The sequence below is a fragment of the Mesorhizobium sp. PAMC28654 genome (genome assembly GCF_020616515.1).
In the GTDB taxonomy this organism is placed as follows: domain Bacteria; phylum Pseudomonadota; class Alphaproteobacteria; order Rhizobiales; family Rhizobiaceae; genus Mesorhizobium.
In genome coordinates this window covers 5,103,505-5,123,703 of sequence record NZ_CP085135.1, presented here as the reverse complement: position 1 = coordinate 5,123,703, position 20,199 = coordinate 5,103,505, and the positions used below count along the sequence as shown (strand labels likewise).

21 protein-coding genes, 1 tRNA gene and 2 pseudogenes are annotated in these 20,199 nt (G+C 60.4%); 12 read left to right on the top strand and 12 right to left on the bottom strand.

The features are described from left to right. Position 1: 1 nt before the first annotated feature. Together LGH82_RS25210 and LGH82_RS25205 are read right to left on the bottom strand one after the other, a co-directional pair. Positions 2-1,141 carry an ABC transporter permease gene (locus tag LGH82_RS25210; RefSeq protein WP_227345324.1) on the bottom strand — a complete coding sequence of 380 codons (1,140 nt, stop codon included), beginning with the start codon at positions 1,139-1,141 and terminating at the stop codon, positions 2-4. After that, complete coding sequence (locus tag LGH82_RS25205) at positions 1,138-2,670, bottom strand: ABC transporter ATP-binding protein (RefSeq protein ID WP_227345323.1); 1,533 nt, start codon at positions 2,668-2,670, stop codon at positions 1,138-1,140. The genes LGH82_RS25210 and LGH82_RS25205 overlap by 4 nt, the downstream gene beginning before the upstream one ends. A gap of 246 nt (positions 2,671-2,916) precedes the next feature. On the opposite strand from LGH82_RS25205, the gene LGH82_RS25200 reads away from it, so the two are divergent. Next, positions 2,917-3,126 (top strand): SlyX family protein, encoded by a 210-nt coding sequence (locus LGH82_RS25200; RefSeq protein WP_227345322.1) that lies wholly within the window; start codon positions 2,917-2,919, stop codon positions 3,124-3,126. Between the two features lie 24 nt (positions 3,127-3,150). Continuing rightward, positions 3,151-3,546 (top strand): hypothetical protein, encoded by a 396-nt coding sequence (locus LGH82_RS25195; RefSeq protein WP_227345321.1) that lies wholly within the window; start codon positions 3,151-3,153, stop codon positions 3,544-3,546. On the opposite strand, the gene LGH82_RS25190 is transcribed toward LGH82_RS25195, so the two are convergent. Beyond that, positions 3,541-3,744: a hypothetical protein gene (locus LGH82_RS25190; RefSeq protein ID WP_227345320.1), complete on the bottom strand. Its 204-nt coding sequence runs from the start codon at positions 3,742-3,744 to the stop codon at positions 3,541-3,543. The two genes, LGH82_RS25195 and LGH82_RS25190, sit on opposite strands and share 6 nt — an antisense overlap. 28 nt (positions 3,745-3,772) lie before the next feature. Between LGH82_RS25190 and LGH82_RS25185 the strand changes: the two genes are divergently transcribed. Then, positions 3,773-4,724, top strand: a protein-coding gene (locus LGH82_RS25185; protein ID WP_227343924.1) for an IS630 family transposase whose coding sequence is annotated in 2 segments (ribosomal slippage) — positions 3,773-4,114 and positions 4,116-4,724 — 951 coding nt in all. Because the reading frame shifts where the segments join, the coding sequence is not laid out codon by codon here. Here the strand turns inward: LGH82_RS25185 and LGH82_RS25180 are convergent. Continuing rightward, on the bottom strand, positions 4,669-4,905 hold the full coding sequence (locus LGH82_RS25180) for a GNAT family N-acetyltransferase (protein WP_413771478.1): 237 nt from the start codon (positions 4,903-4,905) through the stop codon (positions 4,669-4,671). The two genes, LGH82_RS25185 and LGH82_RS25180, sit on opposite strands and share 56 nt — an antisense overlap. On the opposite strand from LGH82_RS25180, the gene LGH82_RS25175 reads away from it, so the two are divergent. Continuing rightward, on the top strand, positions 4,855-5,166 hold the full coding sequence (locus tag LGH82_RS25175) for a hypothetical protein (protein ID WP_227349751.1): 312 nt from the start codon (positions 4,855-4,857) through the stop codon (positions 5,164-5,166). The two genes, LGH82_RS25180 and LGH82_RS25175, sit on opposite strands and share 51 nt — an antisense overlap. Before the next feature lie 9 nt (positions 5,167-5,175). Here LGH82_RS25175 and LGH82_RS25170 read toward each other — a convergent pair whose 3' ends face one another. From LGH82_RS25170 to LGH82_RS25155, 4 genes are all read right to left on the bottom strand, one after another. Continuing rightward, positions 5,176-6,165, bottom strand: a complete 990-nt coding sequence (locus LGH82_RS25170) for a BMP family lipoprotein (RefSeq protein ID WP_227345319.1) — start codon at positions 6,163-6,165, stop codon at positions 5,176-5,178. A gap of 212 nt (positions 6,166-6,377) precedes the next feature. Beyond that, the gene (gene msrA, locus LGH82_RS25165) at positions 6,378-7,043 is read right to left on the bottom strand and encodes a peptide-methionine (S)-S-oxide reductase MsrA (RefSeq protein WP_227345318.1); all 666 of its coding nucleotides are present in this window, start codon (positions 7,041-7,043) and stop codon (positions 6,378-6,380) included. A gap of 59 nt (positions 7,044-7,102) precedes the next feature. Then, positions 7,103-7,426: a hypothetical protein gene (locus tag LGH82_RS25160; protein ID WP_227345317.1), complete on the bottom strand. Its 324-nt coding sequence runs from the start codon at positions 7,424-7,426 to the stop codon at positions 7,103-7,105. A gap of 111 nt (positions 7,427-7,537) precedes the next feature. Next, on the bottom strand, positions 7,538-8,257 hold the full coding sequence (locus LGH82_RS25155; protein WP_227345316.1) for a hypothetical protein: 720 nt from the start codon (positions 8,255-8,257) through the stop codon (positions 7,538-7,540). Positions 8,258-8,620: 363 nt separating this feature from the next. Here LGH82_RS25155 and LGH82_RS25150 point away from each other — a divergent pair. Together LGH82_RS25150 and LGH82_RS25145 are read left to right on the top strand one after the other, a co-directional pair. Next, positions 8,621-8,710, top strand: a tRNA-Ser gene (locus LGH82_RS25150). A 461-nt stretch (positions 8,711-9,171) separates the two neighbouring features. Further along, positions 9,172-9,486, top strand: coding sequence for a hypothetical protein (locus LGH82_RS25145; RefSeq protein ID WP_227345315.1), 315 nt, complete (start codon positions 9,172-9,174; stop codon positions 9,484-9,486). 288 nt (positions 9,487-9,774) lie between these two features. Here LGH82_RS25145 and LGH82_RS25140 read toward each other — a convergent pair whose 3' ends face one another. Both LGH82_RS25140 and LGH82_RS25135 read right to left on the bottom strand, forming a co-directional pair. Then, positions 9,775-10,326 (bottom strand): recombinase family protein, encoded by a 552-nt coding sequence (locus LGH82_RS25140; RefSeq protein WP_227345314.1) that lies wholly within the window; start codon positions 10,324-10,326, stop codon positions 9,775-9,777. Between the two features lie 234 nt (positions 10,327-10,560). Continuing rightward, positions 10,561-11,914 (bottom strand): annotated as a pseudogene (locus LGH82_RS25135) (IS3 family transposase). A gap of 97 nt (positions 11,915-12,011) precedes the next feature. Between LGH82_RS25135 and LGH82_RS25130 the strand changes: the two are divergent. From LGH82_RS25130 to LGH82_RS25105, 6 genes and pseudogenes are all read left to right on the top strand, one after another. Next, positions 12,012-12,872 carry a 3'-5' exonuclease gene (locus LGH82_RS25130; protein ID WP_227345313.1) on the top strand — a complete coding sequence of 287 codons (861 nt, stop codon included), beginning with the start codon at positions 12,012-12,014 and terminating at the stop codon, positions 12,870-12,872. A 126-nt stretch (positions 12,873-12,998) separates the two neighbouring features. After that, on the top strand, positions 12,999-13,781 hold the full coding sequence (locus LGH82_RS25125) for a type IV toxin-antitoxin system AbiEi family antitoxin domain-containing protein (RefSeq protein ID WP_227345312.1): 783 nt from the start codon (positions 12,999-13,001) through the stop codon (positions 13,779-13,781). Continuing rightward, positions 13,768-14,700 (top strand): nucleotidyl transferase AbiEii/AbiGii toxin family protein, encoded by a 933-nt coding sequence (locus LGH82_RS25120; protein ID WP_227345311.1) that lies wholly within the window; start codon positions 13,768-13,770, stop codon positions 14,698-14,700. The genes LGH82_RS25125 and LGH82_RS25120 overlap by 14 nt, the downstream gene beginning before the upstream one ends. Next, positions 14,697-15,719, top strand: coding sequence for a hypothetical protein (locus LGH82_RS25115; protein ID WP_227345310.1), 1,023 nt, complete (start codon positions 14,697-14,699; stop codon positions 15,717-15,719). Before LGH82_RS25120 ends, LGH82_RS25115 begins: the two co-directional genes overlap by 4 nt. Beyond that, positions 15,682-16,834 (top strand): annotated as a pseudogene (locus LGH82_RS25110) (IS3 family transposase). Before LGH82_RS25115 ends, LGH82_RS25110 begins: the two are co-directional and overlap by 38 nt. Before the next feature lie 197 nt (positions 16,835-17,031). Next, a protein-coding gene (locus LGH82_RS25105) for an IS3 family transposase (protein ID WP_227344189.1) occupies positions 17,032-18,383 on the top strand; the annotation gives its coding sequence in 2 pieces (ribosomal slippage) (positions 17,032-17,368 and positions 17,368-18,383; 1,353 coding nt in all). 2 nt (positions 18,384-18,385) lie between these two features. Here the strand turns inward: LGH82_RS25105 and LGH82_RS25100 are convergent. Together LGH82_RS25100 and LGH82_RS25095 are read right to left on the bottom strand one after the other, a co-directional pair. Then, positions 18,386-19,366 carry a hypothetical protein gene (locus tag LGH82_RS25100; protein WP_227345309.1) on the bottom strand — a complete coding sequence of 327 codons (981 nt, stop codon included), beginning with the start codon at positions 19,364-19,366 and terminating at the stop codon, positions 18,386-18,388. A 183-nt stretch (positions 19,367-19,549) separates the two neighbouring features. Beyond that, positions 19,550-19,987 (bottom strand): hypothetical protein, encoded by a 438-nt coding sequence (locus LGH82_RS25095; protein ID WP_227345308.1) that lies wholly within the window; start codon positions 19,985-19,987, stop codon positions 19,550-19,552. Positions 19,988-20,199: the final 212 nt, after the last annotated feature.

Here is a 20,199-nt window from a genome sequence, read left to right as displayed (position 1 = left end):
CTCAGGCCCCCTTCCCTTTGACGGCTTCCATGCCGACCGCCCGTGGGCTGAATGAAGCGAACAGCGACTGGATGTAAGGCCGGAACATGTGCTCGAGCGCCCCGGCAAACAGGATGACCAGGCCCTGGATGATGACGATCATGTCGCGGCTGATGGCCGGCATCTCGAAGGCGAGCTCGGCGCCGCCCTGGTAGAGCATGCCGAACAGGATGGCAGCCAGAACGATGCCGACCGGGTGCAGGCGGCCCATCAGCGCCACCGCGATGCCGACGAAACCGGCGCCGCTGACAAAGTCGATCGCGACATTGTGCTGGTCGCCCATCGTCGGGTTGAGCGCCATCATGCCGGCCAGCGCGCCGGAGATCATCATGGCAACGATGATGATGCGTGTTTCCGAAATACCGGCATAGCGCGCCGCCTTCGGGCTGTGGCCATAAGTGCGCATCTCATAGCCGAGCTTGGTGCGCCAGATCAGCACCCAGACCAGGAAGGCCATGACCAGCGCCAGCAGGAAGCAGATGTTGAACGGCGCCGAGCGGATCTTGGCGCCGAACAGTTCGATGATCCAGTTGAGCTTCGGAAGTTCGGCGCCGCCAAGGAAGTTGCGCGTCTGCGGCGCCTGCGATCCCGCGGGTTTCAGGACTCCGACCAGGAGATAGACCATGATCGAGGCGGCGATGAAATTGAACATGATCGTCGTGATGACGATGTGCGAGCCGCGCTTGGCCTGCAGATATGCGGGGATGAGCGCCCACAGCGCACCGACTGCCGCGGAGGCCAGGATGGCCAGCGGAAAAAGCAGCCACCACGGCAGCACGCTGTCGAAGCTCAGGCAGACGACCGCGATGCCGAGGCCGGCTAAATAGGCCTGCCCCTCGGTGCCGATGTTGAACAGGCTGCAATGCGCGGCGACCGCCACCGAAAGCCCGGTGAAGATGAAGGTTGTCGCGTAGAACAGCGTGAAGGCAATGCCCGTGCCCTTGCCAAAGGCGCCTTCGACCAGGATGACGGCGGCGCGGAACGGATTTTCTCCGACCAGCATCACCACGAAACCGGCGACCACGAAGGCGACGAACAGGTTGATCAGCGGGATGAGACCGTAGTCGGCCCAGGCTGGCAGCTTGGCGTATGGGGTGCTCATTGCGCTGCCTCCTGATGCTCGACGCCGGCCATCAGCAGCCCGAGCTCGCCTTCGGTCGCATCGCCGCCGCGTTCGCCGACGATGCGGCCGGCAAACATCACCAGGATGCGGTCGGACAGCGAACGGATCTCGTCCAGCTCGACCGACACCACCAGCACGGCCTTGCCCTGGTCGCGCATGGCGATGAGACGCTTGTGGATGAATTCGATGGCGCCGACGTCGACGCCGCGTGTCGGCTGGCCAACGATCAGCACGCCCGGGTCCTGCTCGATCTCCCGTGCCAGCACGATCTTCTGCTGGTTGCCGCCGGAGAAATTGGCGGTCTTCAGGCGCGGATTGCCGGGGCGGATATCGTACTTCTCGATCTTGTCCTTGGCATCGGCGATGATGGCATCGATGTTGAGGAACGGCCCCTTCAAATAGCGTGGGTCGTCATGATAGCCGAGGATCGAATTCTCGTTCTCCTCGAAGGCCAGCACCAGCCCGACATGATGGCGGTCCTCCGGCACATGGGCCAGGCCACGGTCGCGCAGATCGCCAGGGTCGGCGGCACCGGTGAGGTCGATCGGCTTGCCGTCGAGCATGACCGAGCCGGAGACGGCGCGCCTGATCCCCGAAATCGCCTCGAGCAGTTCGGACTGCCCGTTGCCGGCGACGCCGGCGATGCCGACGATCTCGCCGGCGCGAATGTCGAAGGAGACGTCGTCGACCATGGTGACGCCACGAGAGTCCTTCACCGTCAGGTTCTTGACCGCGAGCTTGACGTCGCCGGCGGCCGCCTCGCCCTTTTCGACCCTGAGCAGCACGCGCCGCCCGACCATCAGCTCGGCCAGTTCCTCGACAGTGGTCTTCTTCGTCTCGCGCGTCGCCACCATCGTGCCCTGGCGCATCACCGAAACCGTGTCGGTGATGGCCATGATCTCGCGCAGCTTGTGGGTGATCAGCACCACCGTCTTGCCCTGGTCCTTCAGCTGCTTGAGGATGCGGAACAGATGGTCGGCTTCGGCCGGCGTGAGCACGCCCGTCGGCTCGTCGAGGATCAGGATTTCAGCGCCGCGATAGAGCGCCTTCAGGATTTCCACGCGCTGCTGCAGGCCAACCGGCAATTCCTCGATGATCGCATCGGGATCGACTTCCAGCCCGTATTCGCGCTCCAGGCGCTCCAGTTCGGAACGCGCCTTGGCGATGCTCTTGTTGAGCAGCGCATCGCTCTCGGCGCCGAGAATGATGTTTTCCAGCACCGAGAAATTATCGACCAGCATGAAATGCTGGTGCACCATGCCGATGCCCTGCGCGATCGCGTCATTGGGTGTCTTGATCGACGCCGGCTTGCCGCCGACGCGGATCTCGCCGCTGTCGGCCTGGTAGAAGCCATAGAGGATCGACATCAGTGTCGATTTGCCGGCGCCGTTCTCGCCGACAATACCGTGGACGGTGCCGCGTGCGATCTCCAGGTTGATGTCGCGGTTGGCGCGTACGGCGCCAAAACTCTTGTTGATGCCAATCAGCTCGATAGCGGCTTGCGCCATGCAGCCTGTCCCACTCTTATTTTTTTATCGCTTGGTCAAAACGCCTAGCATGACGCTCCGCCCGTGCCAATTGGCCGGAGCCGCTGCACTCTCGACAAATCCCTGCGCGCTTGTCAATTTCGAACGTGGCCGAAGCCTTCACATTCGCTAATGTGGCGAATTCGAAATTCGCTCGCTGAGCCGCGGGGCGAATGGAATATGGCTGGCCGCCCGCGACGGGCATGGCGAAGGACCGAGGATTTTGAAATGACCATGCCCGACGACCGGCTGACAATGCTGGAAATCCGTGCTGCGGAGCAGGAAAACACCATCGAGGAATTGTCGGGACAGATCGCCGAGCAGTGGCGGGTGATCGAGCGCATGCAGCGCAAGCTCGACGCGCTGGCCGATCGGTTCCTGGCGCTGGAGGAGCAGGCGGCACCCGACGTGCCGATAACCAAGCCGCCGCACTGGTGAGCACGACGAGGGGGAGCAACGCCAATGGCCAGTGACAGCGACCGCATGGCACGCGCCGGGGACTATGTGCTCGGCCTGATGGACGACAGGGAGCGGCAACGCGCCGAGCGGGATCTGGAACTCGATCCCGCCTTCCGCGACGCCGTCGTGCAGCTCGCCGAGCGCATGCATGTCTTCGATCGCCCGGGCCAAACCGACGGCGAGGAGCGCTGGAAGCTGATCACCCAGCGCATCGCCGAAATGCCGCAGATGCATCTGGACGGTCCCGATACCGACGGCCTGAAACGACCGGTGATCCGTGGCCTGGCCCGATCACCATATGGAATGGGCTTGCACGTCTTCGGGGGCCGGCGTGGGCTGCTGACGGCGCTTGCCCTCATCACGGCTTTCGTGCTCGGCTATATCGCCAGAGGATCATGAGCCGAGCTTGCGCGACATCAGCACCGTCGGTTCGCCGTCCTGGCTGAAAACCTCGACCGTGTTCCAGCCGAGCGCGCTGTAGAAATCACGTGCTTCCCACGTGTAGAGGTGGAGTGTCTCCACGCCCATCGCTAGAGCAAAATCCGAGCGGATAGAATCGATAGGGGTTTCGTTGGGATTGGAAATCTGATTCAGCATATCTGCTGGATTCGGAGGCCGGCATGGCATGGCGAAATCCTTATCGGAAGATTTGCGGGCTCGGGTGGTCGCAGCGGTTGATGGCGGCCTGTCGCGACGGGCGGCAGCGGCGCGATTTGGCGTGGCGGCGGCAAGCTCGGTGCGTTGGGTCCGGGAATGGCGCGAGACCGGAGCCACCTGCGCAAAGCCGCAGGGCGGCGACAGGCGGTCCCACCGCGTTGAAGCGTATCGCGACATCATCCTGGCGGCGATCGAGAGGCGGGTGGACATCACGCTGGTCGAACTCGCCGAGTTGCTGCGACAGGAGCATGGCGCGTCGTTTGCGACGAGCACGATCTGGCGGTTTCTCGATCGTCACTCCATGACCTTCAAAAAAAAAAACGGCGCACGCCAGCGAGCAGGAGCGGCCAGACGTGGCGGCGCGACGAAACGCCTGGTTCGACGCCCAGCCCGATCTTGATCCCGAGCATCTGGTCTTCATCGACGAGACCGGAGCCTCGACAAAGATGGCTCGACTGCGGGGGCGCACGAAGCGCGGGATGCGGTGCCGATCGCCAATCCCGCATGGCCATTGGAAGACGACGACGTTCACCGGCGCCCTGCGCCTCACTGGCATGACCGCGCCAATGGTCCTGGACGGCCCGATGACTGGCGAATGGTTTGTCGCCTATGTCGAGCAGGTTCTCGTGCCGACGCTGCGGCCCGACGATGTCGTGATCCTCGACAACCTGCCGGCGCACAAAAGCGCAGCCGCCCGTGTGGCGATCGAAGCAACCGGCGCAAGGATGATGTTCCTCCCGCCCTATTCCCCCGACTTCAACCCGATCGAGAACGCCTTTTCCAAGCTGAAATCGATTCTACGCAAAGCCGCCGCACGAACCGTCGCGGAATTGTGGGATACCATCAGCGCCGCACTGCCTTGCTTCACACCAACCGAGTGCGCCAACTACTTCGCCGCAACAGGATATGAGCCGGAATGATCAGATTCTGCTCTAGCGCATGTGCTTCAATCGCCCTGACCAGCGCGGCGCCAATTCCTCGACCCCGCTGCCCCACCTCGACAACAAGTCCGGCAAGCCACGGTGTCAGATCATGCGCGGGCTCCAGTTCATGGCGGACCATGAGGCAGGTCCCGACCAACACATCGCCGATCCGCGCCACATAAGCCGCCTCGAACCCGTCACCGGCGAGCAATTGGCGAAGCGCGGCCGCATCCTCCTCAAGCGTTCTCCCGGTCCCCTCGAAGAAGGCGGCCAGGCGCAATTGCGCGACCCCTGCGACATCACGCTCGGTCATGGCTTCAATTGTGGGCTGCATCGCGGTCCTGAAAGGTTGTTGTCACGGGTGGACGGCTCCGCCAGATCCGGCAAAGCAAAACCGCCGGGCTTTCGCCCGGCGGTCTGTAAAGTCATCGCTGAATAGCGCTGCCGATCAGTACGGGCAGGCGTTGTCAGCCGTGTAGTCGTGCACCTTGATCGTGCCGGCAATGATGTCGGCCTTGGCCTTTTCAACAGCGGCCTTCATCTCAGGGGTGACCAGCGCCTTGTTGTTGTCGTCCATGGCGTAGTCGACGCCACCTTCCTTGAGGCCGAGATTCTCGACGCCACCCTTGAAGGTGCCGTTCTTGCCATCCATGAAGGCTGTGTAGACGGCAACGTCGACGCGCTTCATCATCGAGGTCAGCACCTTGCCGGGCTGCAGGCCGTTCTGGTTGGAATCGACGCCGATGCCGAGCTTGCCGGCATCAGCCGCCGCCTGCAGCACGCCGACGCCGGTGCCGCCGGCTGCGGCGTAGACCACGTCGGAACCCTGGTCGATCTGCGTCTTGGCGATTTCGCCGCCCTTGGACGGGTCGTTCCATGCGGCCGGCGTATCGCCGGTCATGTTCTGGATGACTTCGGTCGCTCCGGCCGCCTTGGCGCCGCCGACATAGCCGCATTCGAACTTGCGGATCAGCGGGATGTCCATACCGCCAATGAAGGAGACCTTCTTCGACTTCGATGCCATCGCCGCCATGATGCCGACGAGGTAGGAACCTTCGTTCTCCTTGAATACCAGCGAACGGACATTGGGCAGGTCGACGGCATCGTCGATGATGGCGAAGTTGAGATCGGGATATTCAGCCGCGACCTTCTTCAGCGCATCCTCCCAAGCGAAGCCGGCCATGACGATCGGGTTGTGGCCGTCCTCGGCGAAGCGGCGCAGCGCCTGCTCGCGCTGCGAAGCGTTGGAGACCTCGAACTCGACATAGGGCGTGCCGGTTTCGGTCTTGAACTTCTCGGCGCCATGATAGGCAGCCTCGTTGAAGGATTTGTCGAACTTGCCGCCGAGATCGTAGAGGATGGCCGGCTGGACATCCGCGGCGAATGCCGGAAGAACCATTGCGGTTGCGGCCAGGAGGCCGAGAACGATACGTTTCATGTGATCCACACCCTGTCGGTTATTTTTTCCGTTACGCATCGCCCGACTGCCCGGTTCACAGGCAGGCACGCGACGTCAGGCAGGAGTGTATTTCCCTCCCGCTCGCGGCCAATCTGGCACGGCCCGAAATAAAATTCACGTGGAATTTTGACCTTTTGGAAAAGCATGCCGCCATGGGACGGCGCCACGGTTAATTCCTGCTGTCGGAGGCTTCAGGCTGAAATGGCGGACGGGATTGCGCAGGCGACGCCCGTGCCCTTCATGTTGCAATAGCCATGGGGGTTCTTCGCCAGATATTGCTGATGGTCTTCCTCGGCGAAGTAGAACGCTGGTGCGGCCGCGATCTCGGTAGTGATCTTGCCGCGACCGGCGCCCCGCAGGGATGCTTCGTAAGTGTGCCGCGATGCGATCGCCGCCTCGTATTGCCCGTCGCCGAAGGTGTAGATCGCCGAGCGATAGGTGGTGCCGACATCATTGCCCTGGCGCATGCCTTGCGTCGGATCGTGGCTTTCCCAGAACAGCTTCAACAGCTCCGCGTAGGACACGATCTTGGGATCAAAAGCGACGAGCACGACCTCGGTGTGGCCGGTAAGGCCGGTGCAGGTTTCCTGATAGGTCGGGTTGGGCGTGACGCCCCCAGCAAAGCCGACGGCCGTCACCCAAACCCCCTCGATCCGCCAGAACAGCCGCTCCGCGCCCCAGAAGCAGCCAAGCCCGAACATCGCCGTTTCCAGTCCTTCGGGATAAGGCCCCTTGAGCGGCCGCTTCGACACATGATGCCGGGACGCGGTCGGCATCGCCTTGGCGCGCCCCGGCAGCGCCTCGGAAGGCTTCGGCAAATTGAGTTTCTTGTTCAGCATATCGCTGAGAAAGAACATGCGCGGTCTCCCTTATCTTCGTGGTGTGGGGACGCTGGAAGCCGATCGACGGCGGATCATCAGGTCGGGGCGAACTTCCCCTTGGGCCGCTCGCGCCTGTAGCCGATGGCATAGAGCAGGAAGGCAAGCGCCGCGAAGACCGCGAAACCGGGTTGGTTGAGCACCCAGGCGATGGCGCCGTCCCACACCAGCGGGTTGGTCTTGGCGCGCACAAAGGTCTCCAACGCGCTGCGCGTATCCGGCGAGACGGCGAGCCAGCTTGCGTTGAGCGGGGTCATGACCAATGCCGACGCCGCGACAGAGCGGGTCGTGTCCAGCACCGCCATGATGACGGAAATGGCAAGCGCGACCATGGCTGCAAGACGGAAAACGAAGCGGATCATCCAGACCTTTTCCCCTGGGATGTCACCAGACTTTTCAATGCCTGTTTCGAAGCCAGACATAGTGCGCGCACGGATAGTGCGCAATCACGACACACGAATTTGAGACAACGGCTAAGCCACCGGCCTCCTCTTTCGCCGGTTGACGCGCCAGACCGCGAAAACCCCGCCGACAATCGCGCCGATAACCAGCCCGCCAAGCCCGATCAACAGGGCAAAGTAGCCACAGCCACCCTCGAAGCAGCTCATGCTGGTGGCATCGGCGATCAGCGAGCCGGCGGCAAACCCGGCAACGGCGCCGACCGCCGCGCCAAGGATGATGCCCAGGATGGCGGCGACCACCGACAACAGCACCGACGGCCTTTCGGCTTCCGGGCTGGAATAGACCAGCTCGGCGCCCGAGCCGCGACGCAGGAGGTAGATGCAGAGCAACCCGACGGCGATCTCGATGGCTGTGATGACCAGCCCCCTGGCCGAGAAGACGAAATGGGGCGCCGCCAGCACATAAGCCTGGCGCGCCAGCAGCCAAACGATGGTGACGACCTGCCAGATGGTGAAATGGCGTGGAAAGCGCGACGAACGGCCAAAGGCAAGCCCGAGCAGATAAAGCCCCCACAGGATGGTGACGATGTTGGCGATGAGGCCGCTATAGATCAGATAGAAGACGCTGTCCGGCAGATCGTAGGCGCCGATCATCGGCCAGAAGGAAACCAGGCCGTAGACCGACCACGCCATGACGAAGACGACCCATCCCGGCGGCACGTAGGAAAGCCCACTGTCTGGAGAAAGCCCACTGCCTGGCGGCCTTGCCGGTTGTTGGTTCGTCGATGTCATCTCGGGACAATCCCCTCCGTGGCCCAGTCGACAGGCGGCCCAGGGCGAAGTCAAGAACGACAGCCTTGGCGGCCCCGCCTGTGCACATCATTCGCCATCCAACGCATTGGGAGGGCGGCAAAATCGGCTTCGCAAAACTGTCTTTGACCAACAAAGCGGGACGAGCGCCATTATGGCTTGGCATTCGGCTCGGGATCGACTAGATGAGCCCCGCACCTGTTGCTTTGACGGCTCGGATGCTGGGGAAAGAGATGTCCGTTGGTTGACGGCACCTTGGCTGCGGAATTTCCGCGGCGACTTCCCAAGGGAGATGCATCTCCCCAACCCGCGCGGCGAAACCGGCCGACGTGAAAATGCAAGGACGGAGAGGTGGCCGAGTGGTTGAAGGCGCACGCCTGGAAAGTGTGTTTACGGGAGACCGTAACGCGGGTTCGAATCCCGCTCTCTCCGCCATAGCTTTTTCGGTCCCCCAATGGACAATGATTTCAACGGCTTGCTGGCTCTCCGCCAAGATGCGGTCCCCCACGCTGGTCCCCCAAGATATCACTCAGCGGGCCATAGCGGGCCACTGAGAGGCGGCTTGAGCAGGTGGGGATTGGCTTCCCCATCATCCCCTTGCCACTGTACGGGCTTCCCTGAGTCATTGAGGGGCTATCGAGCAGCGGACCTTTGGCGCGGCCATCCGGTGGCCAGCGCAGCGGCCACAATAGGCAGCCGCCCGAATGAGGAACACCTTGAGCCTGAATAGCTGGTCGGGCTGGTCGCCCTCCACTTGGTTTGATCGGTCGGGCTTGTCGCCCACTATGTCCTTTAACGGCGCGGCTATTGGGAAGTAGCGGCGGACAAGCCTTGATTATGACAGAGCTGTGACGCATCACATAGCCAAGGGCGGCTAGTGTACTGAGGGTTTTACGATGAGCGATAAGGCAAAGAAGATATACGAGGCGCTAATTGGAGGCGCTACGAAAGGGCTGACCGACGATGGGCTTTTCCGTCACGTGTTGGAGGAATGCCCAAAGGCGACAAGCAAGAAGATTGTAAAGGCGTCCCTGTTTGCGCTTAGCGACCCTGACCTTAAGGATGGTAACATTTTGCATGTCATCTACGCCCTTGCCATCAAGCACCGACTTGATCCTTGGGTTCCTGAGGACGCTGAACAACCTGAGCCGCCGGTCCAGCCAACGAAGCGGAAGAAGGCGGGCGACAAAGAGGACAGGCCAGAACGCTGAAGGCTGTCTACGAGCGGGGAGCGGCATCGCCCCATCATCTCCCCTTGCTGCCGGATGGACCACATGATGCCGAAGCCTGAAGCCCTGCCCGATGCCGCCCCATCGTGCCGCTCGCGCTGAGAGAGACCCCCGCTGCCTAGCTTGATGCCTGGGCGATTTGTGACACATGGGGCGGACCATGCGGGTGGCGAGACTTCCGTGTGCAGGCCGATTGAATGCGGCTACCGATAGGATCACTCGCCGGGGTCACTTTGCCGCCACAATTGCGCTAGGCGGGCTGGTCGAGGATTAGGTGAGCGCCCTGTAGACGCTGCGTTCGCTGATGCCAAGCTGGGCGGCAATGGCGGCGCGTGTCAGCCCATCCGATGCCAGCGACTTGATGGCGTCCTGCTGGGTCATGGCACTCGGCTTCCTGCCCGTATACTTCCCTTCGCTCTTGGCCTTCTCTATGCCTGCCCGCTGGCGCTCTAGCATCATGGTCCGCTCGAACTCAGCGAAGGCCGCGAACATGGCCAGTTGCAGCCGCCCGGTGGCGGAGCGCGTGTTGATGGTCTCCCCTGCGAAGTCGAGGATGCGGAGGCCGATGCCTCGCTTGTCCAGATCGTCCACCACCGCAAGCAGGGTGCGAAGGTCACGCGCTAGGCGGTCCATCTTGGTGACAAGCAGCGTGTCGCCCTCGCGTAGGAACCGCAAGGCTTCGTCCAATTGGTCGCGCTGCTTGGCCCCCGATGCGTGTTCGCTGAATATCTTCTCGCAGCCCGCCGCCTTAAGCGCCACAAGCTGCGCCTCAAGCCCTGCCGTCTGGTCCGTGGTGCTGGTCCGCGCGTATCCAGTAAGCATGTTGCCGCCCCTCTCCGTATCCTGCCATTAGGCTCTAGGCCTCAAGGATTAGCACTGCCAAAACTCACAGTCAACCCTATTGGCAGAACTATTCGCGGTGGAACCTGACAGGCTGAGCGGCATGACAGAACCTTGCCCTATTGGCAGGCGACTTGATGGGTGTCCGTCGTCAGATCATTTGGCTCAGATTGGATCGCAGATTAGCGGAGTGTCGGCCTCATCTTGGGGTTGATGTTAAGCGGCGATCTTGCGGTGCTGCAAGCGCCGATGTTGGATGGTTTGGCGTTTGATCCTTTCTCGCTGTTTGATAATGGCTGCGGCCCTGCCGAAGTAGGCGTCGGCTGGCGTTACGTTGGCCAGGCTCTCGTGGTAGCGTCGATGGTTGTAATGTTCGACGAAGGCTGCGATCTGGGCCTCAAGGTCGCCGGGCAGAAAGTAGTTCTCCAAGAGGATTCGGTTTTTGAGGGTCTGGTGCCAGCGCTCGATCTTGCCTTGGGTCTGGGGATGCATTGGAGCGCCCCGGACATGGCTCATGCGTTGGTCCTGGATATAGTCCGCCAGTTCGCCGGCGATGTAGCTGGGGCCATTATCGCTGAGCAGCCGAGGCTTGTGGTGCACATGGGCCTGGTCGCACCCTGAGGCAGTAAGTGCCATGTCCAGCGTGTCGGTGACGTCCTCGGCCCGCATGGTGCTGCACAGTTTCCAGGCGATGATGTAGCGGGAGTAATCGTCGAGCACGGTCGACAGGTACATCCAGCCCCAGCCGATGATCTTGAAGTAGGTGAAGTCCGTCTGCCACATCTCGTTGGGTCGCGTCGTCTTGGTGTGGAACTCGTTCGCCGCCTTGATCACCACATAGGCCGGGCTGGTGATCAGATCGTAGGCCTTGAGGAGCCGTAAAAACGCTGGCTTCTGACACGAAGTAGCGCGTCTCGTCGGTGAACCGTACTGCCAGTTCGCGCGGGGGAGAGCTCGGACTGCTCCAGCGCCAGTTCGATGATCTGGTCATGGATGGCAGGCGGGATGCGGTTCCACACCCGGCTCGGCGCCGAGGGCCGATCCTGCAGCGCCTCAGGCCCGCCCTCGACATAACGGTCATACCAGCGATAGAAGGTCCGGCGCGGGATGCCCAGTCGGTCCAGCGTTTTGCGGGTTGGCAGGTGTGACTGCTCGACGATCCTGATGATCTCGAGCTTTTCGGATGCGGGATATCTCATTCTTGCTCGTCCCCATCCGCGATCATGCTTTTTTTGAGCAGACGGTTTTCCAGTGTCAGATCAGCGACGCATTCCTTCAGCGCGCCGGCCTCCCGGCGCAAATCCTTGACCTCGTCGCTGGTGGCAGCACGAGCGGTATCACCCGCCAATCGGCGCTTGCCGGCCTCCATGAACTCCTTGGACCAGGTGTAATACAGGCTCTGCGCGATCCCTTCCTTGCGGCACAGCTCGGCGATGCTGTCTTCGCCGCGCAGCCCGTCCAGCACGATCCGGATCTTGTCTTCCGCTGAAAAATGCCGCCGGGTCGCCCGGCGAATGTCCTTTACCACCTGCTCGGCAGGCTTCTTGGCACTTGAGGATTTAGGGCTCATCTTGGTTCCTTCGTCGTGACGACGAGATCAAAACCCTCCTTAATTCACAACCTCAAATCTGGGACACAGGTGCTGACGGGGAACACTCACCTGGCCGATGATCTTCGGCGAAGTCACGAGACACTTTTCGGCGCGTGCCGAGAAGCCATTCTCACATACGATTGTTGACGAAGCGCAGGACCTAGGCGTGCCGGAATTGCGTATGCTCTCGGCAATTACGCCGCCTGGGCCTGACACGCTCTTCTTCGCGGGTGACCTGGGTCAACGCATTTTCCAAGAGCCGTTCTCGTGGAAAGCTCTTGGCGTTGATATTCGAGGCCGCTCGAAAACACTGAAGGTGAACTACCGCACATCTCATCAGATACGTCAGGCGGCAGACCGCCTCCTGCCCAAGATGGTGCAGGACGTTGACGGCGTTGACCAAGATCGGCGCGGCACGGTTTCTGTTTTCAACGGACCCGAGCCTGAAATTAGGACATTCCCCAACGCCGACGCCGAGGTGCAGGGGATCGCCGATTGGATTAAGATGCTTATCGCAGACGGCGTGGCCGCCGCTGAAATTGGGCTGTTCGTACGCTCGAATGGCGAGCTTGCCCGCGCTCGCTCCTCAGTAAAGGCCGCCGGTCATACCCAGCTTGAACTCTCCGAGCGTCTGGAGGAACCACAAGGTCGCATAGCCATCGGGACTATGCATCTGGCCAAAGGACTTGAATACAAGGCGATTGCAGTCATGGCCTGTGACGATGATCTGCTGCCACTACAGGAACGCGTGGAAGCCGTCGCTGATGAATCGGAGTTGGATGAAGTCTACGAGACCGAGCGGCATTTGTTCTACGTTGCCTGTACGCGCGCTCGGGACCGGCTGATGGTCTCGGGCGTCGATCCGGCCTCCGAATTCTTCGCCGACCTTTCCAAAGGTCACAGGCGGGATCAAGTCAGAGTGCCCAAGATCGGCTGATTGCTGCAGCCTGGAACTGCCTCCGTTTGCTGGTTTATGGCTATCTGATTTTGCTAAGTGTGACTAAGGGAAATCGCCACTTTTTAAACCTTGAGGTTGGTTTGAGAATGTGCCATTTTACTAAGTATGACTGAGCAAAACGTAGGAAAGCTAAACCAGATAGAGCGCACCCTTCCCGAAGGGATGCTGGTTGATTCCGCGTGGATGGAGCGGAATGGGTACTCAACAAGTCTGCGCAGCCAGTATGTCAGCGCAGGATGGCTGGTTCAGCCGGTGCGAGGCACATATAAGCGCCCGCTCGGCGAACTGGATTGGCAAAAAGTTACAGTCTCCCTCCAGACGCTCATGGGCTACGACTTCGTCGTAGGCGGACGCACCGCACTCGATTTGCATGGATTCAGCCACTACGTCTCGCCAGCCGAGCCACCCCACGCTCACCTCTACGGTTCCTCGCAGCCTCCCGGCTGGCTTGCAAAGCTACCCTTGCGAACAAAATTCCATGTTCACCCCGTCGCCCCACTGTTCAGAACAGCGAGACTGGAAAACACCGTCCGGGATTTCTCCAGTGCGTCGGGATTGCTCCTCATAGTGTCCACACCAGAGCGAGCGTTGCTGGAGCTGCTGAACGAGCTGCCTAATCGCGAGAGCTTCCACCAGGTCGACATGCTGATCGAAGGGCTGCGCACACTGAGTCCTCGCCGCGTCCAGTCGCTTCTCACCGATTGTAAAAGCGTCAAGGTCAAGCGGCTCTTCTTCTGGTTTGCCGAACGGCACAACCCACCTTGGCTGAAGGACTTGGACCGAAAGCTGGTCGATCTAGGCAGCGGCAAAAGGATGCTTGTGAAGGGGGGCAAACTGGACCCGAAATATCTCATAACCGTACCGGACGACATGAATGCCCCTGTCTGAGCGATACAGGCGTCAGGTGGCGCTACTTGTCGAAGTGATTCCCTTCGTCGCCGCCGAAAAGGATTTCGCCCTGAAAGGCGGGACGGCCATCAACCTGTTCGTGCGGGACATGCCGCGCCTGTCCGTCGATATCGACCTCACCTACCTGCCAGTCGCGCCACGTCCGGAATCGCTCGCCGCAATCGATGCCGCCATGAAGCGCATGGCTGCGGCCATTCGGAGTGCGATGCGCGGCGTGCGCGTCACAGAAGTCATCAATGCCCGCGAGCAAATTGTAACCAAGCTGACCGTCCAACGGCCTGATGCCCAGATCAAAATTGAAGTAACGCCCGTCCTGCGCGGATGCGTGTTCGAGCCGGAAACCCGCGCGGTTTCGCAGGGTGTAGAGGATGCCTTCGGGTTCGCGGAAATCCAGGTTGTATCGTTTCCCGATCTCTACGCAGGCAAAATCATGGCGGCCCTTGACCGGCAGCATCCGCGCGATCTCTTTGACGTGCGCGACCTGCTGGCGAACGAAGGCATCAGCGACGACCTGCGCCGTGCCTTTATTGTCTACCTGATCAGTCATGACAGACCGATCTCCGAAGTTCTCGTGCCTCGCCGCAAGGATATTGCGCAGGAGTTCGCGCAAGGATTTGACGGCATGACCGCAGAGCCTGTTGCACTTGAGGAATTGCTGTCTGCCCGCGAGGGGCTGATAGCCGCGATCGCGGGTGGCATGCCAGACGCGCACAAAGAGTTTCTGCTCGGGTTCAAACGCGGTGACCCCGATTGGGCCCTGCTGGGTGTTCCTGGCGCGCCTGATCTGCCCGCAGTCAAATGGAAGCAACTCAATCTCGATAAGCTCTCAAGCAACGCGCGGGCGCGGCTGGTCGGACAGCTGGAGACCGTTCTCCAAGGGGAGCTAGACTCCCGATGAATAAATCGCTTGGCGGGGACAAAGATACGCTTTCGCCATCCAGTGGAGGCGTGGCCCTGGAGGGCTATTTTTACCAGCTGGATGTTTCCATCCTGATAGCACTCGACCTCGTTTTGGCTAGGAAGGTCGCATCACAGGTTGTCTTGGAACCAGCGACGGAAGAAGACCTTCAGGCAGAGATTGAGGACGAACCTGGCGCGTTGGCAGAGACGATAGGGCTCGACAGCCATAGTTTGGTTATTCAATGCAAACTTCGCAGCACCGGTCCTTGGAAACATGAGGATCTAAGCCGTCTTCTCGCACACGGGAAGGTTCGGAAGCCTGCAAAGGAGTACCTAAAAGACTCCAAAATCCGATATCTGCTTGTTACGAGCGCAGACCTCGACGGTGTGGCACGGGACCTGCGAGTTGATGTTGTAGGCGAATGGCCGGACACAATACCGGCTGAGATGGCAAAGAATCTCCCGCCCGATGCGGCGGGCCGCCTAGCAGTGCTTGCATCAATGGACCGAGAGAAAGTCGATTTGCGTACGGATCGACTTTTGAAGGAGCGGTTTCGCATTCCTCATACGAACCTTGCACAGTGCAGGGAAGCGTTGCGCAGGGAGGCATTGTTGCGCATGCGCGGCGCCGCGCATGGAGTATGGAAGCGTGCCGAAATCGAGAGAGTCATTTCAGACTCGGGCGGCTATGCCGCTGCATCCGATGCTTTGGAGGGTTTTGTCAAACCCACAAACTGGGAAGAGCTTACTGAAGCTCTCGACACGCGGCATGCGATAATCATTACCGGCGCGTCCGGCACCGGTAAGACAAGGGCAGCCAAGGCGCTCATCGCGGATGTTCGCGAGAAGATACCTGGCATCAGGCATGAGTTCGTGCAGGGCGGTCCAGAGAAAGTCTACGGGGACCAACATCCTCTCTGGCCTGCTGCCGGTTTCGTGGACACCGAGATAAGGTGTTTAACGGAACTGGAGAGTGGGAATGCAGAGAAGGAAGTTCAGCCGCGAGTTCAAGCTTGAGGCGGTGAGATTGGTGAAGGATCGGGGCGTTGCGGTGGCGCAGGCGGCCCGTGATTTGGATCTCCATGAGAATGTGCTGCGCAAGTGGGTCCGCGAGACGAGCGCTGACCCGCAGCATGCCTTTCCCGGCCATGGTCAAATGAAGCCTGAGCAGCAGGAGATTGACCGGCTGCGTCGGGAAGTTACTAAGCTGAAGGCGGAGCGCGACATCCTAAAAAAGGCCGCAGCCTACTTCGCGAGGGATGCGATATGAGGTTCGCCTTTATCGCGAAGCACCGTTCGATCTGGCCGGTGGCATGGCTGTGCAATGCGCTGGATGTGTCGCGCTCAGGCTTCCATGCCTGGCTCAACCGCAGCCCCAGCGCCCGGTCCCAGCACGACGAGATGCTCGTTCCCAGGATCGACCGGAGCTTCAAGAGCAGCGACCGCACCTATGGCGCCCGTCGCGTCTGGCACGACGTCTTGGCTGAGGGAGTCTCCTGCGGTCTTCATCGCGTCGAGAGGCTCATGCGGGAGAACGGCTTGCGTGCCCGGCCCGGCCTCGGCGCCGCGGGCTACCGAAGGACACTGGCGAGCGAGCCGCCGTGTCGGACAATCTCCTTGATCGCGCCTTCGAAGCTGCTGCTCCGAACCAGAAGTGGATTGCCGACTTCACCTACATCTGGACCGCCGAAGGATGGCTCTATGTTGCGGCGGTCGTCGACCTGTTCTCCAGGCGTGTCGTCGGCTGGGCGATGAAGGCCGAGATGACGGCCCAACTCGTCACCGACGCCCTAATCATGGCGATCTGGCGCCGAGGCAAGCCAGACAGCCTGCTCCATCATTCGGACCAGGGGTCGCAATATACGAGCGAGCAGTTCCAGCGCCTGATGGCCGATCACGGCATTACCTGCTCGATGAGCCGGTCCGGCAACGTCTGGGACAATGCTGCGATGGAGAGCTTCTTCTCGTCGCTCAAAACCGAGCGGACAGCCCGCAAGGTCTACAGGACGAGGGATCACGCCAAGGCAGATGTGTTCGATTACATCGAATGCTTCTATAACCCTCGGCGAAGGCACTCGACGCTGGGCTATCTCAGCCCCAACGAGTTCGAGGAGCAAGCTATGCTAGCTTAACCGGGTGTCCGAAACCGGCAGCAGGCCACTCCCCGTCATCTACGAAATAGAAGACCCTTGGGGACGCTTCCGTCTCGAACCGACATCCGTCCCTTGGAACGACGCTATAGCCTGTTCCCCGTCAGCACCTGTGTCCCAGATTTGAGGTTGTGAATTAAGGAGGGTTTTGATCTCGTCGTCACGACGAAGGAACCAAGATGAGCCCTAAATCCTCAAGTGCCAAGAAGCCTGCCGAGCAGGTGGTAAAGGACATTCGCCGGGCGACCCGGCGGCATTTTTCAGCGGAAGACAAGATCCGGATCGTGCTGGACGGGCTGCGCGGCGAAGACAGCATCGCCGAGCTGTGCCGCAAGGAAGGGATCGCGCAGAGCCTGTATTACACCTGGTCCAAGGAGTTCATGGAGGCCGGCAAGCGCCGATTGGCGGGTGATACCGCTCGTGCTGCCACCAGCGACGAGGTCAAGGATTTGCGCCGGGAGGCCGGCGCGCTGAAGGAATGCGTCGCTGATCTGACACTGGAAAACCGTCTGCTCAAAAAAAGCATGATCGCGGATGGGGACGAGCAAGAATGAGATATCCCGCATCCGAAAAGCTCGAGATCATCAGGATCGTCGAGCAGTCACACCTGCCAACCCGCAAAACGCTGGACCGACTGGGCATCCCGCGCCGGACCTTCTATCGCTGGTATGACCGTTATGTCGAGGGCGGGCCTGAGGCGCTGCAGGATCGGCCCTCGGCGCCGAGCCGGGTGTGGAACCGCATCCCGCCTGCCATCCATGACCAGATCATCGAACTGGCGCTGGAGCAGTCCGAGCTCTCCCCGCGCGAACTGGCAGTACGGTTCACCGACGAGACGCGCTACTTCGTGTCAGAAGCCAGCGTTTACCGGCTCCTCAAGGCCTACGATCTGATCACCAGCCCGGCCTATGTGGTGATCAAGGCGGCGAACGAGTTCCACACCAAGACGACGCGACCCAACGAGATGTGGCAGACGGACTTCACCTACTTCAAGATCATCGGCTGGGGCTGGATGTACCTGTCGACCGTGCTCGACGATTACTCCCGCTACATCATCGCCTGGAAACTGTGCAGCACCATGCGGGCCGAGGACGTCACCGACACGCTGGACATGGCACTTACTGCCTCAGGGTGCGACCAGGCCCATGTGCACCACAAGCCTCGGCTGCTCAGCGATAATGGCCCCAGCTACATCGCCGGCGAACTGGCGGACTATATCCAGGACCAACGCATGAGCCATGTCCGGGGCGCTCCAATGCATCCCCAGACCCAAGGCAAGATCGAGCGCTGGCACCAGACCCTCAAAAACCGAATCCTCTTGGAGAACTACTTTCTGCCCGGCGACCTTGAGGCCCAGATCGCAGCCTTCGTCGAACATTACAACCATCGACGCTACCACGAGAGCCTGGCCAACGTAACGCCAGCCGACGCCTACTTCGGCAGGGCCGCAGCCATTATCAAACAGCGAGAAAGGATCAAACGCCAAACCATCCAACATCGGCGCTTGCAGCACCGCAAGATCGCCGCTTAACATCAACCCCAAGATGAGGCCGACACTCCGCTAATCTGCGATCCAATCTGAGCCAAATGATCTGACGACGGACACCCAATAGCATCTAAATTCGGGTCAAATGCCTGGAGGATAGTTCGTCTGACATTTGTCGATCGCTCATGGTCGTAAAGATGACCAAAATGGAGCGCTTTGCCTTGATATCGGAGGATGCATTGAATGCTGCTCCCGTCAGGCACTGACAATTTGGTCGTTCCTCGCAAGACGGTACCGTCCATCTCCCACTGAATAGCTGGACCTGCAATTGTACGGCGCTCAATTACCGCATCGTTGTGGACTACTCGCAGACCTAGGCTCACATCTTGGGGGTTGAGGCGGCGACTAATCCGTACAGTCGGAGTGGCTTCAGTCGCGTGAACGGGAGAATCATAGTCCACCAGCCCGACAGGGGCCGGAACGACCGCAAAGCTGGCACCATCTCCACTTACAGGGCCGGTCCGGTAGTCATTCGCCAGTTCGTTCAGGCTGTCATACGGCAGCAACGCTGCACGTAATTCCCAATCCGTGTCAGGCTGCAAGGCATAGCTGATCTGATCGTTACCCTTCACCATCAGGACCGGCAGCCGGCGTTGTTCCCTTGTGCCCTCGTCGTGAAAACGCGTCACAGTTGCGTTGACCTGTTCAGGATGATCGAAAATCAGGTCGAACCCATCCACGCTGACTTTGCCGGCGGCAAAATCCGCCAAGAAGGAGCGCAGTGTCGTGGGAGGAATCACAACCTGTCCGGCTAGGATATTTGTTGTCTCAAAGACAGCCTTTGGCTTGAAACCAGGTGCGGCATCCAGAAGGAGAAGACGCGCCTGCATAATGTGATGCCCATCAGGTTTCCTGATAGCCACAAAGCAGAACAACGGCATATCGTAGGCAGGTGCAATCGACTCGATTTCCGACAAGAAGTCGTCGATACAGTCCGCCATCCGCTTCCATTTTAAAATAATTTGCATCGAGCCCAGGAAAGTTCGATCAGATGCCGACGCTGCGGCGATCCAGTTGTCGCGTCAAGCTCATCGGTACAGTCATTGGGCGGCTGCCACCAGCCGTTTGCAGATCGACGGCGCTACGCGATAGACAGACTCCCTTAGGTGCCAGTTCGCTCAGCCGGGCTCGGGTCTCCCACCCGGCAAGTCCTACGCCGCTGGCGCTCCCTTAATCGCAACCGCGCGATGAATCTCTTCGGTCAGGTCATTGTTGATCTTGATGAGCCGGTGCACCTCGTCCTGGATCTTCAACAGCGCCTCGGCGTCCCTGTAGGTCTGTAGCGCCTGCTTGTCGGAGGCGGCGGCCGAAACCTTTTGGCCCACCATGATCACGGACAGCAGCACGAGTTGCAGGAATGTCTGGGCGATCCAGGCGATCAGCGTTGCCACTCCGCCCTGGATGGCGGCGGGCAAGCTGATAAGGGCGATCACCGCGAAGACATAGGCGCACCACATCGTGCCGACAGAGTTGGTGATGATGAGGGCTATTCGCCCGTTCAGGCCCACTTGTTCATGCTTGGTAAGATGCGGCCCGATCTTCTCGCGTTCCTTAATTCGCGGGTTGGGAATGTGTTCGACTTCCTTCATTGTTGAGCTCTCATTGCAGGGCGAGCGACCTGCGGTTGGACAATCGCGTTGCGGCACAGTGGTAGCAGATGAGAGCCAACGCTAGCAGAATTCTAACCCTAACCGCCGCCAATATTTTCTCGGCACCATCTGGCGAAAGAGCCCTTTATCATATCCCATCCTCGGCTCGCCCTTTTGATCCGCACCGATCGAGATAACGTGTTCTACCGGAA